This is a genomic window from Vreelandella sulfidaeris, assembly GCF_042429665.1.
Lineage (GTDB): Bacteria > Pseudomonadota > Gammaproteobacteria > Pseudomonadales > Halomonadaceae > Vreelandella.
The window spans coordinates 324,099-343,088 of the sequence record NZ_JBHMAC010000010.1; the positions used below are offsets into that span (position 1 = coordinate 324,099).

13 protein-coding genes are annotated in these 18,990 nt (G+C 56.2%); 10 read left to right on the plus strand and 3 right to left on the minus strand.

The window, feature by feature from the left end:
- The first annotated feature begins 82 nt into the window (after positions 1–82).
- From ACFFLD_RS06450 to ACFFLD_RS06485, 8 genes are all read left to right on the plus strand, one after another.
- Positions 83–2,092, plus strand: a complete 2,010-nt coding sequence (locus ACFFLD_RS06450) for a heme lyase CcmF/NrfE family subunit (protein WP_386038286.1) — start codon at positions 83–85, stop codon at positions 2,090–2,092.
- The gene (locus ACFFLD_RS06455; protein ID WP_386038289.1) at positions 2,089–2,616 is read left to right on the plus strand and encodes a DsbE family thiol:disulfide interchange protein; all 528 of its coding nucleotides are present in this window, start codon (positions 2,089–2,091) and stop codon (positions 2,614–2,616) included. The genes ACFFLD_RS06450 and ACFFLD_RS06455 overlap by 4 nt, the downstream gene beginning before the upstream one ends.
- Positions 2,607–3,077 carry a cytochrome c-type biogenesis protein gene (locus tag ACFFLD_RS06460; protein WP_386038292.1) on the plus strand — a complete coding sequence of 157 codons (471 nt, stop codon included), beginning with the start codon at positions 2,607–2,609 and terminating at the stop codon, positions 3,075–3,077. The genes ACFFLD_RS06455 and ACFFLD_RS06460 overlap by 10 nt, the downstream gene beginning before the upstream one ends.
- The gene (ccmI, locus tag ACFFLD_RS06465) at positions 3,074–4,306 is read left to right on the plus strand and encodes a c-type cytochrome biogenesis protein CcmI (RefSeq protein ID WP_386038295.1); all 1,233 of its coding nucleotides are present in this window, start codon (positions 3,074–3,076) and stop codon (positions 4,304–4,306) included. The genes ACFFLD_RS06460 and ccmI overlap by 4 nt, the downstream gene beginning before the upstream one ends.
- 18 nt (positions 4,307–4,324) lie before the next feature.
- The gene (gene smc / locus ACFFLD_RS06470) at positions 4,325–7,831 is read left to right on the plus strand and encodes a chromosome segregation protein SMC (protein WP_386038298.1); all 3,507 of its coding nucleotides are present in this window, start codon (positions 4,325–4,327) and stop codon (positions 7,829–7,831) included.
- A gap of 614 nt (positions 7,832–8,445) precedes the next feature.
- Positions 8,446–10,311 carry a cell division protein ZipA gene (zipA, locus tag ACFFLD_RS06475; RefSeq protein WP_386038301.1) on the plus strand — a complete coding sequence of 622 codons (1,866 nt, stop codon included), beginning with the start codon at positions 8,446–8,448 and terminating at the stop codon, positions 10,309–10,311.
- Positions 10,312–10,522: 211 nt separating this feature from the next.
- A complete protein-coding gene (gene ligA / locus ACFFLD_RS06480; RefSeq protein WP_386038304.1) occupies positions 10,523–12,559 on the plus strand; it encodes an NAD-dependent DNA ligase LigA in 2,037 nt (678 codons plus the stop codon).
- Positions 12,556–12,831, plus strand: a complete 276-nt coding sequence (locus tag ACFFLD_RS06485; RefSeq protein WP_386038307.1) for a YheU family protein — start codon at positions 12,556–12,558, stop codon at positions 12,829–12,831. Before ligA ends, ACFFLD_RS06485 begins: the two co-directional genes overlap by 4 nt.
- 790 nt (positions 12,832–13,621) lie before the next feature.
- Here ACFFLD_RS06485 and mnmC read toward each other — a convergent pair.
- Together mnmC and ACFFLD_RS06495 are read right to left on the minus strand one after the other, a co-directional pair.
- Positions 13,622–15,676: a bifunctional tRNA (5-methylaminomethyl-2-thiouridine)(34)-methyltransferase MnmD/FAD-dependent 5-carboxymethylaminomethyl-2-thiouridine(34) oxidoreductase MnmC gene (gene mnmC / locus ACFFLD_RS06490; protein ID WP_386038310.1), complete on the minus strand. Its 2,055-nt coding sequence runs from the start codon at positions 15,674–15,676 to the stop codon at positions 13,622–13,624.
- Between the two features lie 219 nt (positions 15,677–15,895).
- Positions 15,896–16,195: a YciI family protein gene (locus ACFFLD_RS06495; protein ID WP_386038313.1), complete on the minus strand. Its 300-nt coding sequence runs from the start codon at positions 16,193–16,195 to the stop codon at positions 15,896–15,898.
- A 184-nt stretch (positions 16,196–16,379) separates the two neighbouring features.
- Here ACFFLD_RS06495 and ACFFLD_RS06500 point away from each other — a divergent pair, with 184 nt between their 5' ends.
- Positions 16,380–17,294, plus strand: coding sequence for a PHP domain-containing protein (locus ACFFLD_RS06500; protein ID WP_386038316.1), 915 nt, complete (start codon positions 16,380–16,382; stop codon positions 17,292–17,294).
- 115 nt (positions 17,295–17,409) lie between these two features.
- On the plus strand, positions 17,410–18,033 hold the full coding sequence (locus ACFFLD_RS06505) for an L-threonylcarbamoyladenylate synthase (RefSeq protein WP_386038319.1): 624 nt from the start codon (positions 17,410–17,412) through the stop codon (positions 18,031–18,033).
- On the opposite strand, the gene ACFFLD_RS06510 is transcribed toward ACFFLD_RS06505, so the two are convergent.
- Positions 18,030–18,917, minus strand: coding sequence for an ion transporter (locus ACFFLD_RS06510; RefSeq protein ID WP_386038322.1), 888 nt, complete (start codon positions 18,915–18,917; stop codon positions 18,030–18,032). The genes ACFFLD_RS06505 and ACFFLD_RS06510 overlap by 4 nt on opposite strands.
- Positions 18,918–18,990: the final 73 nt, after the last annotated feature.

Below are 18,990 nucleotides of genomic sequence, written 5' to 3' on the forward strand. Positions count from 1 at the left end.
AGCATCAGTAAGCAATCAGGCGAGTTTAACGTTGTATTGGCAAGTGTAGGTGATTTTGCATAATGCCTAATTCGGAGCACACATGTTTACCAAAATGATTCCTGAACTTGGCCATTTTGCCCTCATCATTGCACTGCTGATGGCGATGGTGCAGGGCGTGTTGCCGCTGGCCGGCGCAGCGACTCGCCGACCACTATGGATGGCTTACGGCCAGCCCATGGCGGCGGGCCAGTTTGTGTTTATTGCAATCGCCTACGCCTGTTTGACCGCCAGCTATATGCTCGACGACTTTAGTGTGGCGAACGTCGCCAATAACTCCAATTCGCTACTGCCCTGGTATTACAAGTTCAGTGCCGTGTGGGGAAATCATGAAGGCTCGGTGCTGCTATGGAGTTTTATGCTGGCGGGCTGGGGCTTTGCGGCCAGTCTGTTTACCGGCAACCTGCCGCGTGACATGGTCGCCCGCGTGCTGGGTGTCCTGGGCATCGTGTGCGCCGGATTCTTGCTGTTCATTCTGATGACCTCCAACCCGTTTTCGCGGTTGTTGCCCGAGATGCCCCAGGACGGCGCTGACCTGAACCCGCTGCTGCAGGACTTCGGGCTGGTGGTGCATCCGCCGATGCTTTACATGGGTTATGTAGGGTTTTCGGTGGTGTTTGCGTTCGCGATTGCCGCACTGCTCGGTGGGCGTTTAGACGCCGCCTGGACCCGCTGGGCGCGTCCCTGGACGAACCTGGCCTGGGCATTTCTTACCGTGGGTATCGCGCTAGGCAGCTGGTGGGCCTATTACGAGCTCGGCTGGGGAGGCTGGTGGTTCTGGGACCCGGTCGAAAATGCCTCGCTATTGCCCTGGTTGACCGGTACCGCCCTGGTGCACTCACTGGCGGTGACCGAAAAGCGCGGTTTCTTTAAAAGCTGGACCGTACTGCTGGCGATTGCGACCTTTTCGCTGTCGCTGATGGGAACGTTCCTGGTGCGTTCAGGCGTGTTGACCTCCGTGCATGCGTTTGCCAATGATCCTGCCCGCGGGTTCTTTATCTTGGTGCTACTGGGAATTACCGTGACGCTGTCGCTGATAGTGTTTGCTCTGCGTGCCCCTCGGGTCAGCCATAAGGTCGGGTTTAACTGGTTTTCTCGCGATGCGTTACTGCTGATCAATAATATCTTTCTGGTCATCATGACCGTCACCGTTCTGCTTGGCACCGTTTATCCATTGATTCTGGATTCGTTGGACCTGGGTAAAATTAGCGTTGGCCCGCCTTACTTCAATGCGCTATTTGTACCGCTGACCGTGGTCATGTGTCTCTTTATGGGCCTAGGCTCCGTCGCCCGTTGGAAAAGCATGGCGGCCCGAGAGCTGGTTCGTAGAGTGTGGTTGGCGGGCGTAGCCGCGTTGGTCATCGGGGTTGTGATGCCGCTTTTGTATCGTGGCGAGTGGAACCTGTTTGTCTCGCTGGGCATCGTCGCTGCGCTATGGATCGTGCTGCCCCAGGCGCGCGACGTGATCGATAAAACACGCCATGCCGGCTCGTTTTTCGCCGGGTTGCGCAAGCTCTCGCTAGCGTATTGGGGCATGGTGCTGGGCCATGTCGGTATGGCGGTCACTATCGTCGGTGTCACGGTGGTCTCCAATTACAGTATTGAGCGCAACGTACGCATGTCACCGGGAACGACGGTCGAGGTGGCGGGCTATCAGTTCACCATGACCGAGTTAACCGAGCGACGTGGGGCTAACTTCCTGGCAGATACCGCGGTGCTTCAGGTACAGCGTGGCGAGACAGGTCGGGGCTTTACCATGCAGCCTGAAAAACGTCTTTATCTGGCCACCCGTATGCCGATGACCCAGGTGGCGCTTCGACCGGGACTGTTTCGCGATCTCTACGTGGCCATGGGGGAAGACCTGGGCGACGGTAGCTGGGCAATGCGGGTTCAGTACAAGCCTTTTGTACGTTGGCTATGGTTGGGCGCCCTACTAATGGCGTTCGGCGGTGTGCTGGCGGTGCTCGATAAACGCTACCGGCGCGTGGCAGTCAGTCGTGACGCGACAAGCGTGGCGGCCAAGCGAAATACCGTACAGGAGGCCACCATATGAAGCGTCGGCTACTGCTGTTGCTGCTGCCAGTAGGATTTTTGGTACTGGCGGTGTTTTTCTATCAACGCCTGTCGTTGGATCCCTCCCAACGCGATTCGGCGCTCATGGCGCGAGAATTCCCGTCCTTTGAAGCGACCACGCTGCGAGATCAGAACCGGCGTGTTGATCAATCGTTGCTAAAAGGTGACGTGACGCTGGTTAACGTGTGGGGCGAATGGTGCCCAGCGTGCAAGCAAGAGATGCCGCAGCTGTTGACGTTAGCCGATCATGGCATTCGTATGGTGGGGGTTAACTATCGCGATACGCGAGAGAAAGGTATCCAATTTCTTGGCGAATTTGGTGATCCGTTCGAGGTTAATATCTTTGATCCCGACGGCGCGCTAGGGTTTGATTTAGGTGTCTACGGTGCGCCGGAAACCTTTCTAGTCGATGCTGACGGGGTGATTCGCTACCACCATAAAGGTTACATTTCGCCGGAGGATGTGCGCGAACGGATCCTGCCGGAGGTGGAAAAATGGCGTTAAGGCGAACTCTCTTGGGATTGCTGCTGCTATTGGTAGCAGTGGTCGCCGTGGCGGGCGGTATTGAATTGCGCCAATTTGATGACCCCGTGATGGAAAAGCGTTATCACGACCTTACTGACTCCATGCGCTGTCCGCTATGCGAAAACCAGGCGATTAATGATTCAGATTCGCCCATTTCGGCGGATATGCGGGACCGTGTCTATCAACTGCTGCAAGAAGGCCAGTCGGATACCGAGATTATTAATCATATGGTGCAGCGGTTTGGCGAGTACATTCTTTACAATCCACGCTTGGAACGGCGTACCTATCTGCTGTGGGGGTTGCCTATCGCATTGGTGCTGCTTGGCATTGTCGTGGTTGTATTGGTGGTTCGCGCTCGCCGCCATGCCTCTGGTAAAGCACTGAGCGCCGAAGAGCGCCAGCGTATCGACGCGCTGATTAATCGTAAGGGGTCCTCATGACGCTGCTCTGGATAGCCATTGCTGTATTACTTCTTCCCGCGCTATGGCTGCTGGTGTCACCGCTAAGGAAGGCGCGAGCGGTACATGACCAGCAGTCTGACTTTGAAGCCAATGACACCTATGCCGAGCAGAACGTGGCGATTTTTAAACGTCGTCTAGCGTCTTTGGAAGCCGCCCATGAGCGTGGTGACATTGATGCCACTCGCTTGGATGAAGATCGCCTGGAGCTAGAGCGCAGCTTGCTGGAAGATACCGCGTTCCGCGAACGCCAGCCGTTGAAATCCCCTAGTGCGGGACGCCTGGCGGTACCGCTGGTGATGGTTGCCGTGGTCGTTGCCAGCATCGTGTGGTATCAGCAAGAGGGCGCCGAGGGCGACCTGGAGCTATATGCCGTGCAGCAAGAGGTACAAAACGACCCGGACGGGTCGCTTGCCATGTATATCGAGCGTATGGAAGAGCAGGCTGAACGTCAGCCGAATAATCCCAATGTGTGGAGTGCATTATTTTCGATCTATCGTGAAACCGGTCAGATGCCTCAGGCAGTGAATGCGCTTGAACGCCTGATCGAGATTGAGGGTCGCTTACCGCCACTGCTCGCCCAGCTTGCCCAGCTGCGTTTTTTTATGGCTAACCGTGAGCTTACCGATGATGTTCAGTCGCTGGTAGATGAAACGCTTGCCCAGGATCCGCGCCAACCCACTGTGCTCGGGCTATTGGGGATTAATGCCTTTGATAACGGCGATTACGCCCAAGCTATTGATCATTGGCGCCGGGCGATTGCCTCAATTGAGGATCCCGCCACGGTTTCCTCATTGCGCGAAGGTATTCGCATCGCGCAAGAGCAATTGGGCGTTGCGCCAGACACCGTTGCCAGCGAGGGGGTGCGCGTCACCGTGTCGCTGGATGAATCGCTTACCGACCGCGTTAACGGCGATGCCACGGTGTTTATTACCGCGCGAGATAAAGAGGGCGAGTTACCGCCGCTCGCCGTGGTGCAAACGCAGGTGTCAGAGCTTCCTAAAACGGTCGTGTTAGATGATAGCGTGGCCATGTCGCCTCAGGCCACCATCTCCCAGGTGCAAGAGGCACGGATAGTGGTGCGTGTTTCGCCCTCCGGACAAGCCATGCCTCAGCCGGGCGATCTGTTTGGTAATCTTGAAAGCGTTAGCATTGGGCCTGTCGAAGAAAGTAATGCAACAGAAGTGGTGATAAACCGTGTCTTTGAATAATCGGAATGTCGCCTTGATATGCGCCTGACCTCCATTCGTTTAGTCGGCTTTAAATCGTTTGTAGACCCTGTCACGGTTCCCTTCGACGGCAATATGACCGCTATCGTGGGGCCTAACGGCTGTGGAAAATCCAATATTATCGACGCTGTGCGCTGGGTGATGGGTGAATCCTCCGCCAAGACCCTGCGCGGCGAGTCGATGGCCGACGTCATCTTTAATGGTTCCACCGGTCGCAAACCGATCAGTCAGGCATCCATTGAACTCAAGTTCGACAATCGCGACGGCGGCATGGGGGGCGTGTATGCCCAGTATGCGGAAATTGCCGTTAAGCGATTAGTCACCCGTGACGGCCAATCCAACTACTTCTTCAATGGCCAGAAGTGCCGTCGTCGGGACATCGCCGACCTCTTTATGGGCACGGGCCTTGGGCCGCGTTCCTACGCGATTATCGGTCAGGGGATGATTTCGCGTTTGATTGAAGCGCGCCCCGATGACCTTCGCTCTACGCTTGAAGAAGCGGCGGGCATTTCCAAGTACAAGGAGCGTCGTCGCGAGACCGAAAACCGTATGCGGCGAACCCAGGAGAACCTTGAACGCCTGGATGATATACGCGAAGAACTGGACAAACAGCTAGAGCGTCTCAAGCGTCAAGCTGAAGCCGCCAAGCGCTATCAGGAATTGAAACAGCAGGAGTATCGGCTTAAAGGCGAACTTGCCCTGTTGCGTGGTCGCACGCTGCGCGCAGAGCAGTCTCACCAGGAAAGCCGTGTACGCGAGCTGGAAATCGCCGTCGAAAAAGAGGTCTTCGGCGTTCGCCAGTGTGAAACCCGGCTAGAACAAGCCCGCGAGCAGCACGATGAGCTTTCAGAGGTGCTTGATCGTCATCAACAGCAGTTCTTTGAAACCACCACGCGGATCGCCCGTCTTGAGCAGGACCAGGCCCACCGGCGTAGCCGTGAAACGCAGTTGGCCAATGATATTGCCACTGCGCGACGAGACTTGGACGAGCAGCGCCGCGTCAGCGAAGGCGATCAGACACGCCTCGCCGCGATCGACGAACGCGTCGAGGATTTGCTCCCCGAGCACGAAGCGTTGGAAGAGCAGTTGGAAAGCCTGGAACAAGCGTTAGCGGATGCCTCGCCTGCATTGGAAGCCGCTGAGCAACAATGGGGCGATGCTGAAACGCGCTGGCGGGATGCCAGCCGTGATGCTGATCGCAGTCAAGATCAGTTGCGAGACCTAGAACAACGCATTCAGCGCTTGCAGGCTGAAAACCAGCGTCGCCGTCAGCAGCGTGGCGAGGTAGCTGATCTGACCAGTTTGCGAGAAGAGCATACGCTGTGCCAGGCGCAGCTAACAGAAGCCCAGCAGCAGGCGGATGGCTTCCAGACAGAACGCGAACAGTGGCAGCAACGCTACAGCGATGCCAAGGCGGCCTATCAACAGGCGACCCAGGAACGTGACCGTCAGCGTGCTGGACTGAGCCAGCGGCAGGGCGAGCTGGCCTCGCTTCAGGCATTGATGGATGCCGCCTTGGCTAACCACGACCCGGCGATTGACACTGCCCTGGAAGCACACGGCTTGGCGGATGCACCGCAGCTGGGTGAAATGCTGCAAGTAGAGCCCGGTTGGGAAACGCTGGTGTCGTGGTTGCTGGCGCCTTGGCTTAATGCGCGGCTTGTCGATACTCATCAATTAGCCGCTTTACCCGCCGCATTGGCCACCGACTGGTGCTTAATCGATCGGGCATCACCAAGGTCATCCTCAGCGTCATCAACATCAGGGCAACGCCTGGATCGTTTGGTGAGTGGTGCAGGGGCGCTTAGTGAATGGTTAGCAAGTATTCACTATACCCAAACGGCTGACGAGGCCGCGCAACAGGTAGCCCATCTGGCGCCGGGTGAAAGCGTTGTGAGCCGCGATGGCCTTTGGCTGGGCCGCGGCTGGCTGCACCAGCAGGCGAACGGAGAAGGCATTGATGGGCTGCTATTAACCCGCCGCCGCTTTGCCGAACTTGATGCTCAGCGCGAGAGCGACGAAGACGCGTTGGCGTTGGCGGAAGCCCAGTGTGAAACAGCCAATGACACGATTGAGGCGTTGGAACAGACTCGCGATCAGCAGGCCGAACAAGAGCGCGCCCACGCCGCGACACTGCAGCAGCTGGCGGTAAAAGAGCGCAGCCTTGCCCAGCGCCTGGAACACCTGGCAAGCCGTGCCACTGAACTTGATGAAGAACTCGCACAACTGCAAGAGGATGAGGCGGAGTTAGCACTTACCATTGATGAACAGCGAGCCCGCTGGCACGTGGCGATGGAGCAGCTGGAAAGTGCCGCGCAAGCGAGGGATGCGACTGCTGAACAGCGTAGCCGCCAGCGTGAAGCACGCGATCAGCTTAATCAGCAGCATGCGCCGCTTAAAGCGCAGCAGCAGGCGTTAGCGTTAGAGCGAGAGCGTTTGACCGCTGAGCGCAACAGTCTGCGTTCTCAACAGTCGCGTTCGAGCGAGGCTGAGGAGCGCCTGTCGCTGCGGATCGCCGAGTTGGAAGAGTCGCGGGAAATGCTGCTAGAACCCGATGAACTGGCTAGCGAAGAACTCGAAGCATTGCTCCACCAGCGTGAGCAGCAGGAGGGCCGCTTAAACGACACTCGTCAGCAGGCTCAGGCATTGGCGGAACAGTTACGCGCGGATGAGCTGGCGCGTCAGCAGCACGAGCGTAACCTGGAACAAAGCCGCGAACAGCTCCAGCAGCGGCGTATGGATGTTCAGGCACTGGCGCTAAAAGCGGCCACCCAGGACGAGCAGCTTGCAGAGCTTGGCCACCAAGTGGACACCTTGGCTGAACAACTGCCCGAAGACGCCTCTGAACATAGCTGGCAGGAACGGCTGGAAGCGACCAGCGAGAAAATACGCCGTCTTGGGGCGATTAACCTGGCCGCCATCGAGGAGTACGACCAGCAGGCCGAGCGACGCAATTACCTGGAAGCCCAGCACGCCGAACTGAGCGAAGCGCTGGAAACCCTGGAGCGGGCGATCAGGCGGATCGATCAAGAAACACGCGTGCGTTTTCGCGAAACGTTTGACCAAGTAAATACGGGGCTTCAAACGCTATTTCCCCGCGTATTTGGGGGCGGTGCCGCTTGGCTAACCCTGACCGGCGATGATTTACTGGAAACGGGCGTGGCGATTATGGCGCGCCCGCCAGGTAAAAAGAACAGCACTATCCACCTGCTATCGGGCGGTGAAAAAGCGCTGACGGCACTATCGCTGGTGTTTGCTATTTTTCAACTCAACCCCGCGCCGTTTTGTATGCTGGATGAAGTGGATGCGCCCCTGGATGATGCCAACGTGGGCCGTTACGCCAAGTTGGTGAAAGAAATGTCTGAGAACGTACAGTTTATCTATATTACCCATAATAAGATTGCCATGGAGGCCGCCGAACGACTGATGGGGGTCACGATGCAAGAGCCAGGCGTCTCGCGGTTGGTCTCGGTGGGGATCGAAGAGGCCGCTGCACTGGTCGACTGACTCGCGTTGCAAGTGTCCTTCACAAGGGCTCACTCAAAGTTCCTCGCCGTGCTTTTAAAACGGTTGAGTAGGCCTGAACGAAGAGCGGTAATGGCGAAATAGCGCTAAAGGATAATGAGCAGCAAGGACGTGGTTTAGACAGGATGGTTAACGTTGGCTGTCTAATAGCATAAAAAAATGTCCTAAAGCGTTAAACTTAACTATATTGCCTGTACTAATAGGCGGCTGGATATGACTAAGCCGATTATTGAAAAATTAAGCTTGCGAGGCTAGCCAGTTGTCAAAACGGCTTTTCTTGCTTCTAGTATTCCTTTATAAAGCGGTATATAAATGTTACGTCTTTGTTCATGGCACTTTTGATTGAAGTTAAGGTCAAGTTTCTCACCTTAATCTGTACCAGAAATTTACCGAGGCGTGAAAATCGCGTTAAATACAGCAAAAACTGGTCATTTTCATTGCAATCGCGCTATGCTTGGTCATATTAATGGCATGTGATTATTTAATAGCCGTTACCACTATTATTCAGGCATGAGCTTCAATACTGGGTTTTTATACATGTTGCCTTATATATATAGTGCCTTAGCAACCGGCAAAATGACCATGGAACGTTCGACATGGAACTAAGAGAGTGGCTAATTATTTTAGGGCTGGCGTTGGTATCGCTCATCGTTATTGATGGAGCGAGAAGACTTCAACGTCAGCGTCGTGTACCCCGCCTGGATCAGGCGGAGACAAATGTGTCCAGCAGTCAGCCTGAAGATCCCGATGAAGCCGCTAAAGAAGCGGAGATCAACTGGGAACTTCCTAATGGTGGCGCGCGCGTTGTTAAGCCTGCTGACTATAGTGGCTTAGGTAATAAACCAAAGCTAGAGCGCCAAGAGCATCCTGGGCCTTCCAAGGTCTTAGCTGAGTTTAGGCGCTCGGCTTCCGCTAAAGCGACTAAGCGGAAAGCTGATAAAGCAGATAAAGCGGCTTCATTGGCAGCTGCTCAAGCGGCGAAATCTCAATCTACTCATTCGCAAGCCAGCGAGCAGCCGGTCACATCTGCTCAAACGGCTACCCAAACGGCCGCGCAGGCCACTTCTTCCTCTGCGCCAACAGAGCATGAACGACGTGAGCCAAGTATTGGTATCAATGCGTCACCTAGCGACAGCCCTGTTCGTGCCAATACGGTTCATGACGGCTCTGTTCATGACAACAAGGTTCATGACAACAAGGCTCATGCCGACGAGGTTCCAGCCAGCGTGCCAGAGGCTCCACAGCCTGCACTGGCAACAGCACCTGAATACACCGAACGTGCCCAGTCAGCGCCAGCCAATACTCAGTCTGATGACGCCATGGCAATCACCGCAAGTCAGTCCGAACCGGAAACAGTGCGACCTGCTGAGCCAGAGCCAGTCCTGCGGGCCGAGCCTGAAGATGCTGTGTTTGCCAAACACGCCAACGAGCATTCGCCCAAGCGGCGTCAGTTGCGATCCGATACGGTGGGTGAGCACGACGAGTTGGATGACGATGAAGTAGATGAATACCGTCTTGTCGATTTTGAAGGCATGGGACGCTCGCTGAAGCGTCGCTTGATTGAGCGCCGTAGAGAGAAACAGCGCCAAAAAGCTGAAAAAGCACTACGTGATAAAGCGCTGGCGAAGCAGAAAGCGGAGCGTAAAGCGCTTGAAGCCGAGCAGCGGCGTGAAGCTAAAGAAGCCGCGGATGCCGAACGTGCACGTCTGGCTCAAGAGCAGGCGCAAGCCCGCGAAGAGGCGGCAGCCGCCGCTGCCGCTGAACAACGCTCTACAGCTCCCCAACATGCTGACGAGCACTATCATGTTCGCAGCAGTGGTCTCGATAGCGCTGAAGCCCACGCGGATTATCAGTACGACGAAGAGTACCGGTTTGCTGAGGCTGAAGACGCCTCTTATGACGGCGTGCCCGCCGATGAGTATGGTGCGAATGATAGCGTTCGAACCCATCCCACTTTAGCGAAAGCCTTGCGTCACGATGTGAACGGCGAGAATGCCAAAGAAGCGCTTTCCAACGCTGAAGAAGTGGTGGTCATCAGTGTCTTATCGCGCGATCCAGAAGGATTCGATGGCACTAAGCTGCTTGAGCTGATGATGGTCTGTGGATTGCGCTATAGCAGTGCAATGGGCGTTTTCCATCGCTTTGAAACCGAAAGCGACGATAGCGAATTGCAGTTCTCAATGGTCAATGTGGTGAAACCGGGCACGTTCCCCATTGAAGAAATGGGCACGTTCATGACCCCGGGTATCACGCTGCTGATGCCGCTGCCGGGCGCCGTTGATAGCGCTGCCGCGTTCGAAGCGATGGTCGAGACAGCGATGGTAGTGGTGCGCCACATGGGCGGTGAGCTTAAAGATGAAAACCGCAGTGTGATGACTGCGCAAACGATTGAGTTTGCCCGTCAGCGTGTGCGTGATTTTGAGCGTCGCCACCGTCTGAATCGGCAACTGCAAGCCCGCTAACGAACGTTAGCGCTCCAACACCCGCCTTCTTGCCAGAAGGCGGGTGTTTTTGTTCAATAGGTACTGTTTTTATAGTCTGTTTTTAAAAACAGTCTTTAAGAGCAATTTTAAGCGCCGTTTCGTCAATAAGCAGTGTGCTTGTCATTCATTTTTTTAATTTTTCGGGCGATGACATTCATCGCCGCTTTCGCAAGTACTGGAACCCATTCTAATGAGTCAGCCTGATTCTCAACCACTGGAAGAGATTACCCATCTACGCGCCGACCTGGATGAGGCGAACTACCGTTATTATGTGCTGGATGAGCCGACGCTGACGGATGCCGACTATGACCGCAAGCTGCAGCGTTTAAAGCAGTTGGAGAGCGATCACCCTACGTTGATCACTTCCGATTCACCTACCCAGCGAGTGGGGGCTGCGCCAGCGGAGGGCTTTCCCTCCGTTGCACACGCCATTCCTATGCTGTCGTTGGATAACGCCTTTAGCCGCGATGATCTCTATGCCTTTGCCGAGCGGGTAGCCGAGCGCTTGGAATGCGCGGCCGACGACGTAGAATTTACCTGCGAGCCCAAACTGGATGGCGCGGCCGTTTCGCTAGTCTACGAGCAGGGCTTATTGGTGAGCGGGGCGACGCGCGGAGATGGCCGCACCGGTGAAGGGATTACTTCAAATCTGCGTACTCTGCGCTCCGTGCCGCTAAAACTGATGGGCGCTAATGTCCCCGCGCTGTTAGAAGTGCGGGGTGAAGTCATTATGCGCCATACCGGCTTTGAAGCGCTTAATGAGCGTGCACGTGAAGAGGGCAGCAAGGTATTTGCCAATCCGCGTAACGCGGCGGCAGGTAGCCTGCGCCAATTGGATCCGCGCATTACCGCCACGCGTCCACTTGAGTTCTATGCCTACCAAGCGGCGCGCTTGGAGCCTGATTTGGGCGATACCACCCATAGCGAGCTAATGGCGCGGTTATCCACAGTAGGGTTTCGCGCCAGTGCAGAGCTTGCGGTCGTTAAAGGTCCCCAGGCCGTTGCTGATTACTGTGAGCAACTGGGAACCAAGCGTGAGCGGATCGGCTTTGATATCGATGGCGTGGTGATCAAGGTTAATGATCTGCGCTATCAGCGTGAGCTTGGCTTTGTCGCGCGTGCACCACGCTGGGCGATTGCCTTCAAGTTTCCTGCCCAGGAAGAGGTGACGACCCTTAACGATGTTGAGTTTCAGGTAGGGCGCACCGGCGCGATCACCCCCGTGGCTCGCCTTGAGCCGGTGACGGTGGCGGGTGTGACCGTGGCCAATGCCACCTTGCACAATGCCGATGAAATTACCCGTTTAGACGTGAAAATTGGCGATACGGTATCGATTCGCCGCGCTGGGGATGTTATTCCCCAGGTCGTTCGGGTACATCCCGAGCAGCGCCCCGCAGACGCCCGGGCAATCATTTTTCCCACCCACTGCCCGGTATGTGGCTCTGATATTGAGCGTGTCGACGGGGAAGCCGTCGCCCGCTGTTCAGGTGGTCTTTATTGCGCGGCCCAGCGTAAAGAGGCGCTAAAGCATTTTGCCAGTCGCAAAGCGCTGGATATTGATGGGCTGGGGGTGAAATTAATTGAGCAGTTAGTTGATCTGGACTGGGTGAAAACACCTGCTGACCTGTTTGCATTAACCGTCGACCAGTTGCAAAGCCTACCACGCATGGGCCAGAAGTCGGCCGCTAACTTGGTCCAGGCGCTTGAAACTGCGAAGTCGACGACGCTGGCGCGATTTATCTATGCGCTGGGGATTCGGGAAGTAGGTGAAGCAACGGCAGCCAACCTTGCCAATCATTTTGGCACGCTTGGCGCTGTTAAAGAGGCTGAGCGTGATGCGCTTGAAGCCGTCAACGATGTGGGCCCCGTTGTCGCTGCTCATGTACATACTTTTTTCCGCCAGCCACATAATCAGGAGACTATCACGGCGTTAATCGATGCAGGCATTATGTGGCAGGAAGCAGCCGTGACCCAAGGGCCTACGCCGCTGGAAGGCCAAACCTGGGTGCTGACCGGTTCGCTTGAAAGCATGACCCGCGATGAAGGCAAAGCGCGCCTACAAGCGCTGGGCGCCAAGGTGGCGGGCAGTGTATCGAAAAAAACCACCTGCCTGGTGGCCGGCGAAGCCGCCGGCAGCAAGTTAACCAAAGCCGAGCAGATGGGCATCGACGTCCTTGATGAAGCCGGTTTTATTGAACGTTTAGCCGAATGGGAGCAGCGCTCATGAGCCGTTTTATTGAAGTCCCCGCGCGAATGCTGCCACCGGAGACCCTTAATGCTCTGCTCGAGGCATTCGTGACCCGCCAGGGCTACGACACTACCGATACGACGGGCGAAGGCATGCACGGCTGGGTAGCCGAGCTAAAAAAACAGCTGGAGCGCAACGAGCTCATCATTGCCCATGACCTTGAGCTAGAGATGACCGAGGTCATGACACTAGCTCAGTGGCGATCATTTGGTCGAGATATCGCCGACGACGAGGAAGAAGGCGATATTTAAGAACCTAGCCTTGCCACGCTGATGACGTTATCCGTCATTGCGAGGAGCTTGCGACGCGGTAATCTCAACCTATCGGGGCTCCCACCCCAGATTGCTTCACTGCGTTCGCAATGACAGATAAGGGCAACCCCAGATTGCTTCGCTACGTTCGCAATGAAACCCCAATGACGCCCCTATGTCATTGCGAGGAGTGCAGCGACGCGGCAATCTAAGCTGGCGGCGGCAACCCAACCCCAGATTGCTTCGCTACGTTCGCAATGACACCCATACGCCATGGCGAAGAACGTTATCTGTCATTGCGAGGAGCTTGCGACGCGGCAATCTAAGCCGGCGGCGGCAACCCAACCCCAGATTGCTTCGCTACGTTCGCAATGACACCCCAATGACGCCCCTATGTCATTGCGAGGAGTGCAGCGACGCGGCAATCTCAGCCTACGGTGGCAACCCAACCCCAGATTGCTTCACTACGTTCGCAATGACAGATAAGGGCAACCCCCAGATTGCTTCACTACGTTCGCAATGACAGATAAGGGCAACCCCAGATTGCTTCACTACGTTCGCAATGACAGATAAGGGCAACCCCCAGATTGCTTCGCTACGCTCGCAATGACAAATAAGGGCAACCCCGAGATTGCTTCACTGCGTTCGCAATGACATCCTAATGACGCCCCTATGTCATTGCGAGGAGTGCAGCGACGCGGCAATCTTTGCTGGCACAGGTAGGCAAACCCGAGATCGCCGCGCTTCGCTCGCGATGACACTAAAAGGATACAGCGACAAGAGACCGCCCTTAACTGGCGGTATTTTTCTGCTTTTCGCCCCGAATAAGCGCGCTGATAATACGTCGCCCTGGGTGCAGGTGATCCACCAGCGGCGCTTCCAGCGGCATCGGCTCGTCGCATATTCGAGAAGCAATCACCTCTGCGCATAAAGGTGCGCTGGCCAAGCCACGCGAACCATGGGCGGCCGTTATCCACAGGCCAGGGTGGTGTTCGCCGTGTTTATCAGCCACCCGGGTGGCATCCTTGGCAAGCAGTGAATAGTCATTCCGCCACGCCTGCGCTACCGGCACCGGCCCTGCGTAGGGGCTCTTGTCAGGGCTTGCCGCCCGCACCGCCGCGCGACCCTGAAGATGTTCAGGGGTTAGCTCAATACCGGCTTGTTCCAACTCCGTGACTAACGCGGGCAGCGTTTGTCCCAGCTCATCAATATTGCGCTGGTGGTCGTCATCGGTGACATTGTGGGTGGCGTTATTGGGGATAAAGCTGGCACCGAAGGTCAGCACACCGTCCAACGCAGGCGCTACATAGCCACCGGCGCACACCACGCGGGTTGGGCCCGCTACCTCATCGGGTAGCGTTAGCTCGCTAATCTGGCCGCGCACCGACTGCAGCGGTAATTCCGCCGTTTGCGCAAAGCGGTTAGCCAAGTGCGCGCTGGCAATAACCACTTGATCGGCCTCAAGTGTACTCCCATCCGTAAGATGAAGCCGCCAAGTGGGTGCTGCTGAGGGAATCCCTGAGCGAGCAAGTGAATCTACCTCGCCATGCTGCAAGGTAACGCCCGGCTGGTTAAGCAAGTGCTCACACAGTGCCTTGGGCCGCACCCAGCCCGCCTGGGGATAAAACAGTCCATGGGGAGCGCTAATCGCAATACCCGCTGTCTCGGTGAGCGTTGGAGGCTCAAGCGCGGTAACCACCTCACTTGGCAGTGGGTGCTGTTCGACAAAACGCTGCTGACGGCGCGTTTCCTTATCGCTGGTGGTTAACTGAACCACACCGCAGGGGGTAAATAAGGGCGCGGTGGATGACGTTTGGAGAGATCGCTTTAGCGCTAGCCAACGCTGGCTATAGAGCAGCCCGGCAAGATAAACCCGGCTTTGGTAATTGGTCTCTGCGGCCAACTTCACATAAAGCGCCCCCTGGCGGTTGCCCGAGCCGCCCGCACCGGGGGCCTCGCGTTCAACCACCGTTACCTGAATACCGCGCCGTGCCAGCGCTGCGGCAACGCTGGCGCCTGCCATCCCGGCACCAATCACTGCCACGTGCTTCGCTGGCAACACAGGCGGAGGGGTAAACCACGGGGTGTTGTCACGCCGCTGGTCGGCGGGCGGCGCTTCAATATGGCCCGCTAGCATTTCGCGCTTACGACCGTATCCAGGCACTTTTTTCCAATGGAAACCGGCCGCTTTGAGCCCTCGCTTGACGATGCCGGCACAGGTAAAGGTGGCAAAGGTAGCGCCGGGGCGGGAGCGGGCGGCCATGGCGTTAAATAGCTCGGGCTGCCACATGTCGGGATTTTTGGAGGGCGCAAACCCGTCTAGAAACCAGGCATCCACCTGCCCATCCAGCTGCGATAAGCGCTCCGTGGTATCACCGAAGTGTAGATCGAGAATAACGCGCTCGGTTAAATGCAGACGGTGTATACCACCGACGGCGTCAGGCCATTGGGCACATAGCGCCTGTGCATAAACGGCAAGCGAGGGCCAACTGCCCAAGGCTCGCTCAAGCGCTTCGCGCTCGAAAGGAAATTTTTCTGTGGATAACAGATGCAGGCGTGCAGTAGGCGCCGCATGTTTTTCAAAACAGGCCCAGGCAGAGAGCATATTAAGCCCGGTGCCAAAGCCGGTTTCGCCAATCACAAATGGCCGAGGCTCGACCCAGGCGGCAAACCGTTCGGGAAGCCGGTTAGCCCCGATAAAGACATGCTCGGTTTCAGCGCGCCCATCGCCCCGCGTGAAATAGACATCATCAAATGCTGCGGAATGGGGCGCTGCGTCGTTCCAGGTCAGCGTCGGTGTGGTTAGCGCCGCGAGAGGAGGCAATGCGTTGGGGCGTTGGGTCACGCAGGATTCCTCGTATATAAACAGAAAGCCATAAAAGCGCTGGTCACAAACGCACTTTTATGAAAGGTGTCGGAGTGATGACACTATGGTTAAAAAATGATCAATTTGACGCTGCTGGCGCTATCTCTGGCTTAGCGCAAAGCGTCCGCCGGGTTTGCACAGAGTTTTCCACAGGCTCTGTGAAAAAGCGGGCGGACCCTCCACACTTGCCTATTGGCGTCAAGGCAGAACTTTTTTAAAAGGCTTCACAATGACCTTGGCATAGACCCCTGCGATCATGTATGGATCGGCATCGGCCCAGGCGTTGGCTGCCTCTAAACTTTCGAATTCCGCCACCACCAGGCTGCCGGAAAATCCCGCATCGCCGGGGTTGTCGGTATCGATCGCCGGGTGTGGCCCTGCCAAGACCAACCGCCCCTCATCGCGTAGTGCCTCTAAACGGGCTAAGTGATCAGGGCGAGCGGCTAAGCGTCGCTCCAGGCTATTGGCGACATCTTCGCTTATAATGGCATACAGCATGGGGTTATAACTCCTTGATAAAAAGGGGATGCGCTGAGGCCGTTCATTGACCGCACCGGCGTAAGCGCGCACCATATCTTACCTATAGCGGACGCTTCATTCACGGCTGACTTCATTCACAAATGAGTAGTGCCTCTGAACGTCAATGCGCATTCTGACAAACTGACCACATGGCGTCATGCTTATGTCTCAACTTCCCTACACCTTTGAGGCTGATCAGCGTTATAGCGTTGATTTGCACATGCACTCTACCGCTTCAGACGGTGCGTTGACGCCTACGGAGCTAGTCACGCTGTGCGCTGAGCGTGGGCTAACGCATATGGCGCTAACCGACCACGATACCATGGACGGCATTGAAGATGCGGGGCGCGCAGCCGAGCAAGTGGGCCTGTGTCTTATTCCCGGCTGTGAGTTATCCACACGCTGGCAGGGGGTTAATATTCATGTCGTGGCGTTAATGCCCGGTGGCTTGCAGGGGCCGCTGGTCGAAGGCCTGCGTCAGCAGCGCGAGGCACGCATACAACGCGCAGAAGTAATTGCCGAGCGGCTGGAAAAAGCGGGCCTGAGCAACGCCTTGGAAAAAGCGCGTGCCCAGGCGGGCAGTGATCGGCCCTTAGGTCGCCCGGATTTTGCCCGTGCCTTGGTGGAAGACGGTCTGGTGGCTGATTGGGCGAGCGCCTTTAAGCGTTATCTAGGTAGCGGAAAAAAAGGCGATGTGAAAGCCCTCTGGCCGGAAATCAGCGACGCCGTCAGCTGGGTTGTAGACTCCGGTGGTGTGGCGGTCATCGCTCACCCGTTGCGCCACGGCTTAACCCGGCGTAAACGCGGACTATTGATGGATACCTTTCAGGCAGCGGGAGGACAGGCGGTGGAGCTGGTCAGCGGTCAACAGAACCCTGACAGCACCCGTGACCTGGCCCGCCAATTGGTCGAGCGAGATTTGTACGCCTCCATGGGTAGCGACTTTCACTTTCCCGGCAGCCATGCAGCGCCCGGCAGCATGAGCTTGATCCCCCGCACGGCGGCTCCGCCCATTTGGCAGCATCCGCGCCTGGCACATTTACGCGAGGCGCCGCCCGGCCTATTAGGGAGAGCTTAACAACCACTCTGCCCAGTATTTACGTCAGCCCAGTTCTGCATAATGTCATCACGAAACCCGTTCAATGCCAGGTAAGCTATGCTGACTAGGTAGAGCCTACGGACAGGAGTAACGCATGAGCCAGTATTTTCAGATTCATCCCGAAAACCCGCAAAAACGCTTGATTGATCAAGCGATAGAAATCATCCGTAAAGGCGGCGTTATCGCTTACCCCACCGATTCGGGGTACGCGCTGGGCTGCCACTTGGGCGAGAAGAAAGCGATCGAGAAAATTAAATGGCTACGCTCGCTGGACGATAAGCATAACTTTACGCTGGTATGTTCTGATCTATCGGAAATCGGCACGTACGCGAAGGTCGACAACACCGTATTTCGATTGCTGAAAGCCCACACGCCTGGCCCTTATACCTATATCCTGGATGCTACCTCTGAAGTGCCGCGTTTGTTGTTGCACCCCAAACGTCGCTCCATCGGCGTGCGCGTTCCGGATCACCGCATTACCCATGCGCTGCTGGAAGCGCTAGGCGAACCGTTAATGAGCGTAACGCTGATTCCGGTAGGCGATGACCTGCCGATGAACGATCCTGAAGAAATCCGCGAGCGTTTCGGCGCGCATCTCGATGCTATTATCGACGGCGGCGCCTGCCATTTAGACCCTACCAGCGTTATCGACTTACGCGAGCTGCCGCCCAAAATCATCCGTGAAGGGCGGGGCGATATTACCCCATTTGCTAGCTAGTCTGACTTGTCCTGGGGGGTTGCCTGCTTCTCTTTACGTGGGTCATCGGTGGTTTCGTCAAGCCAGGTGCCGCAGCGCAAGCAGTAGCGGGCGCGCTTTTCATGGCGGTCATGGCCACAGCCAGGACAAGCTTCTTCTGAGTAGCGTTCTTCACGAATCGAGCGAATCACCTGCGCCGAGAAGATGCCGGTGGGTACGGCAATGATCGAGTAACCGATCAGCATCAGCACCACGGTGATGGCCTTGCCAAGCGACGTACCCGGGACGATATCGCCATAGCCCACCGTGGTCACACTGACCACCGCCCAGTAAATCGACATGGGAATGCTGGTAAAACCGGTTTCCGGCGACTCGATGGTGTACATGAGCGCGGCAAACATGGTGACCACCATGAAGATACTGAAGAAAAACAGCATCACCTGACGGGCGCTGCGTTTTAACGCATCAAGCAACAAGCGCCCTTCACCAACAAACTCCATTAGCCGCAGTATTCTGAAAATACGTAGCACCCGCAGAATGCGAATAATCACTAGCGCATGAAATCCAGGAATAAGCAGTACCAGCCAGGCAGGCAGAATGGAGATCATGTCCACCACGCCATAAAAGCTTTTTAAATAGAGGGTGGGGCGCTCAAGGCAGTAAATGCGCAGCGCAAGCTCGACGGTGAACACCACCGTAAAGGCCCATTCAATGTAGTAGAAAATATCGCCGTACTGTTGAGCGATATCCTGAACACTGCCCAGCAAGATCACCGATACGCTGCCCAGAATCATGACGATCAGCGCAATATCAAACCCTTTGGCCGCTGGCGTATTGGATTCAAAGATAATATGAAACAGCTGCGTACGGAGTCCTTCGGCAGCAGGGCTTAGGTGAAAGCTCATGGTGATCCCGGTGATATGGCAAAACGCCTGCCTTAGTGGTGGTCAGCGTAGGCAAGCGTATTCCTTTTAATTT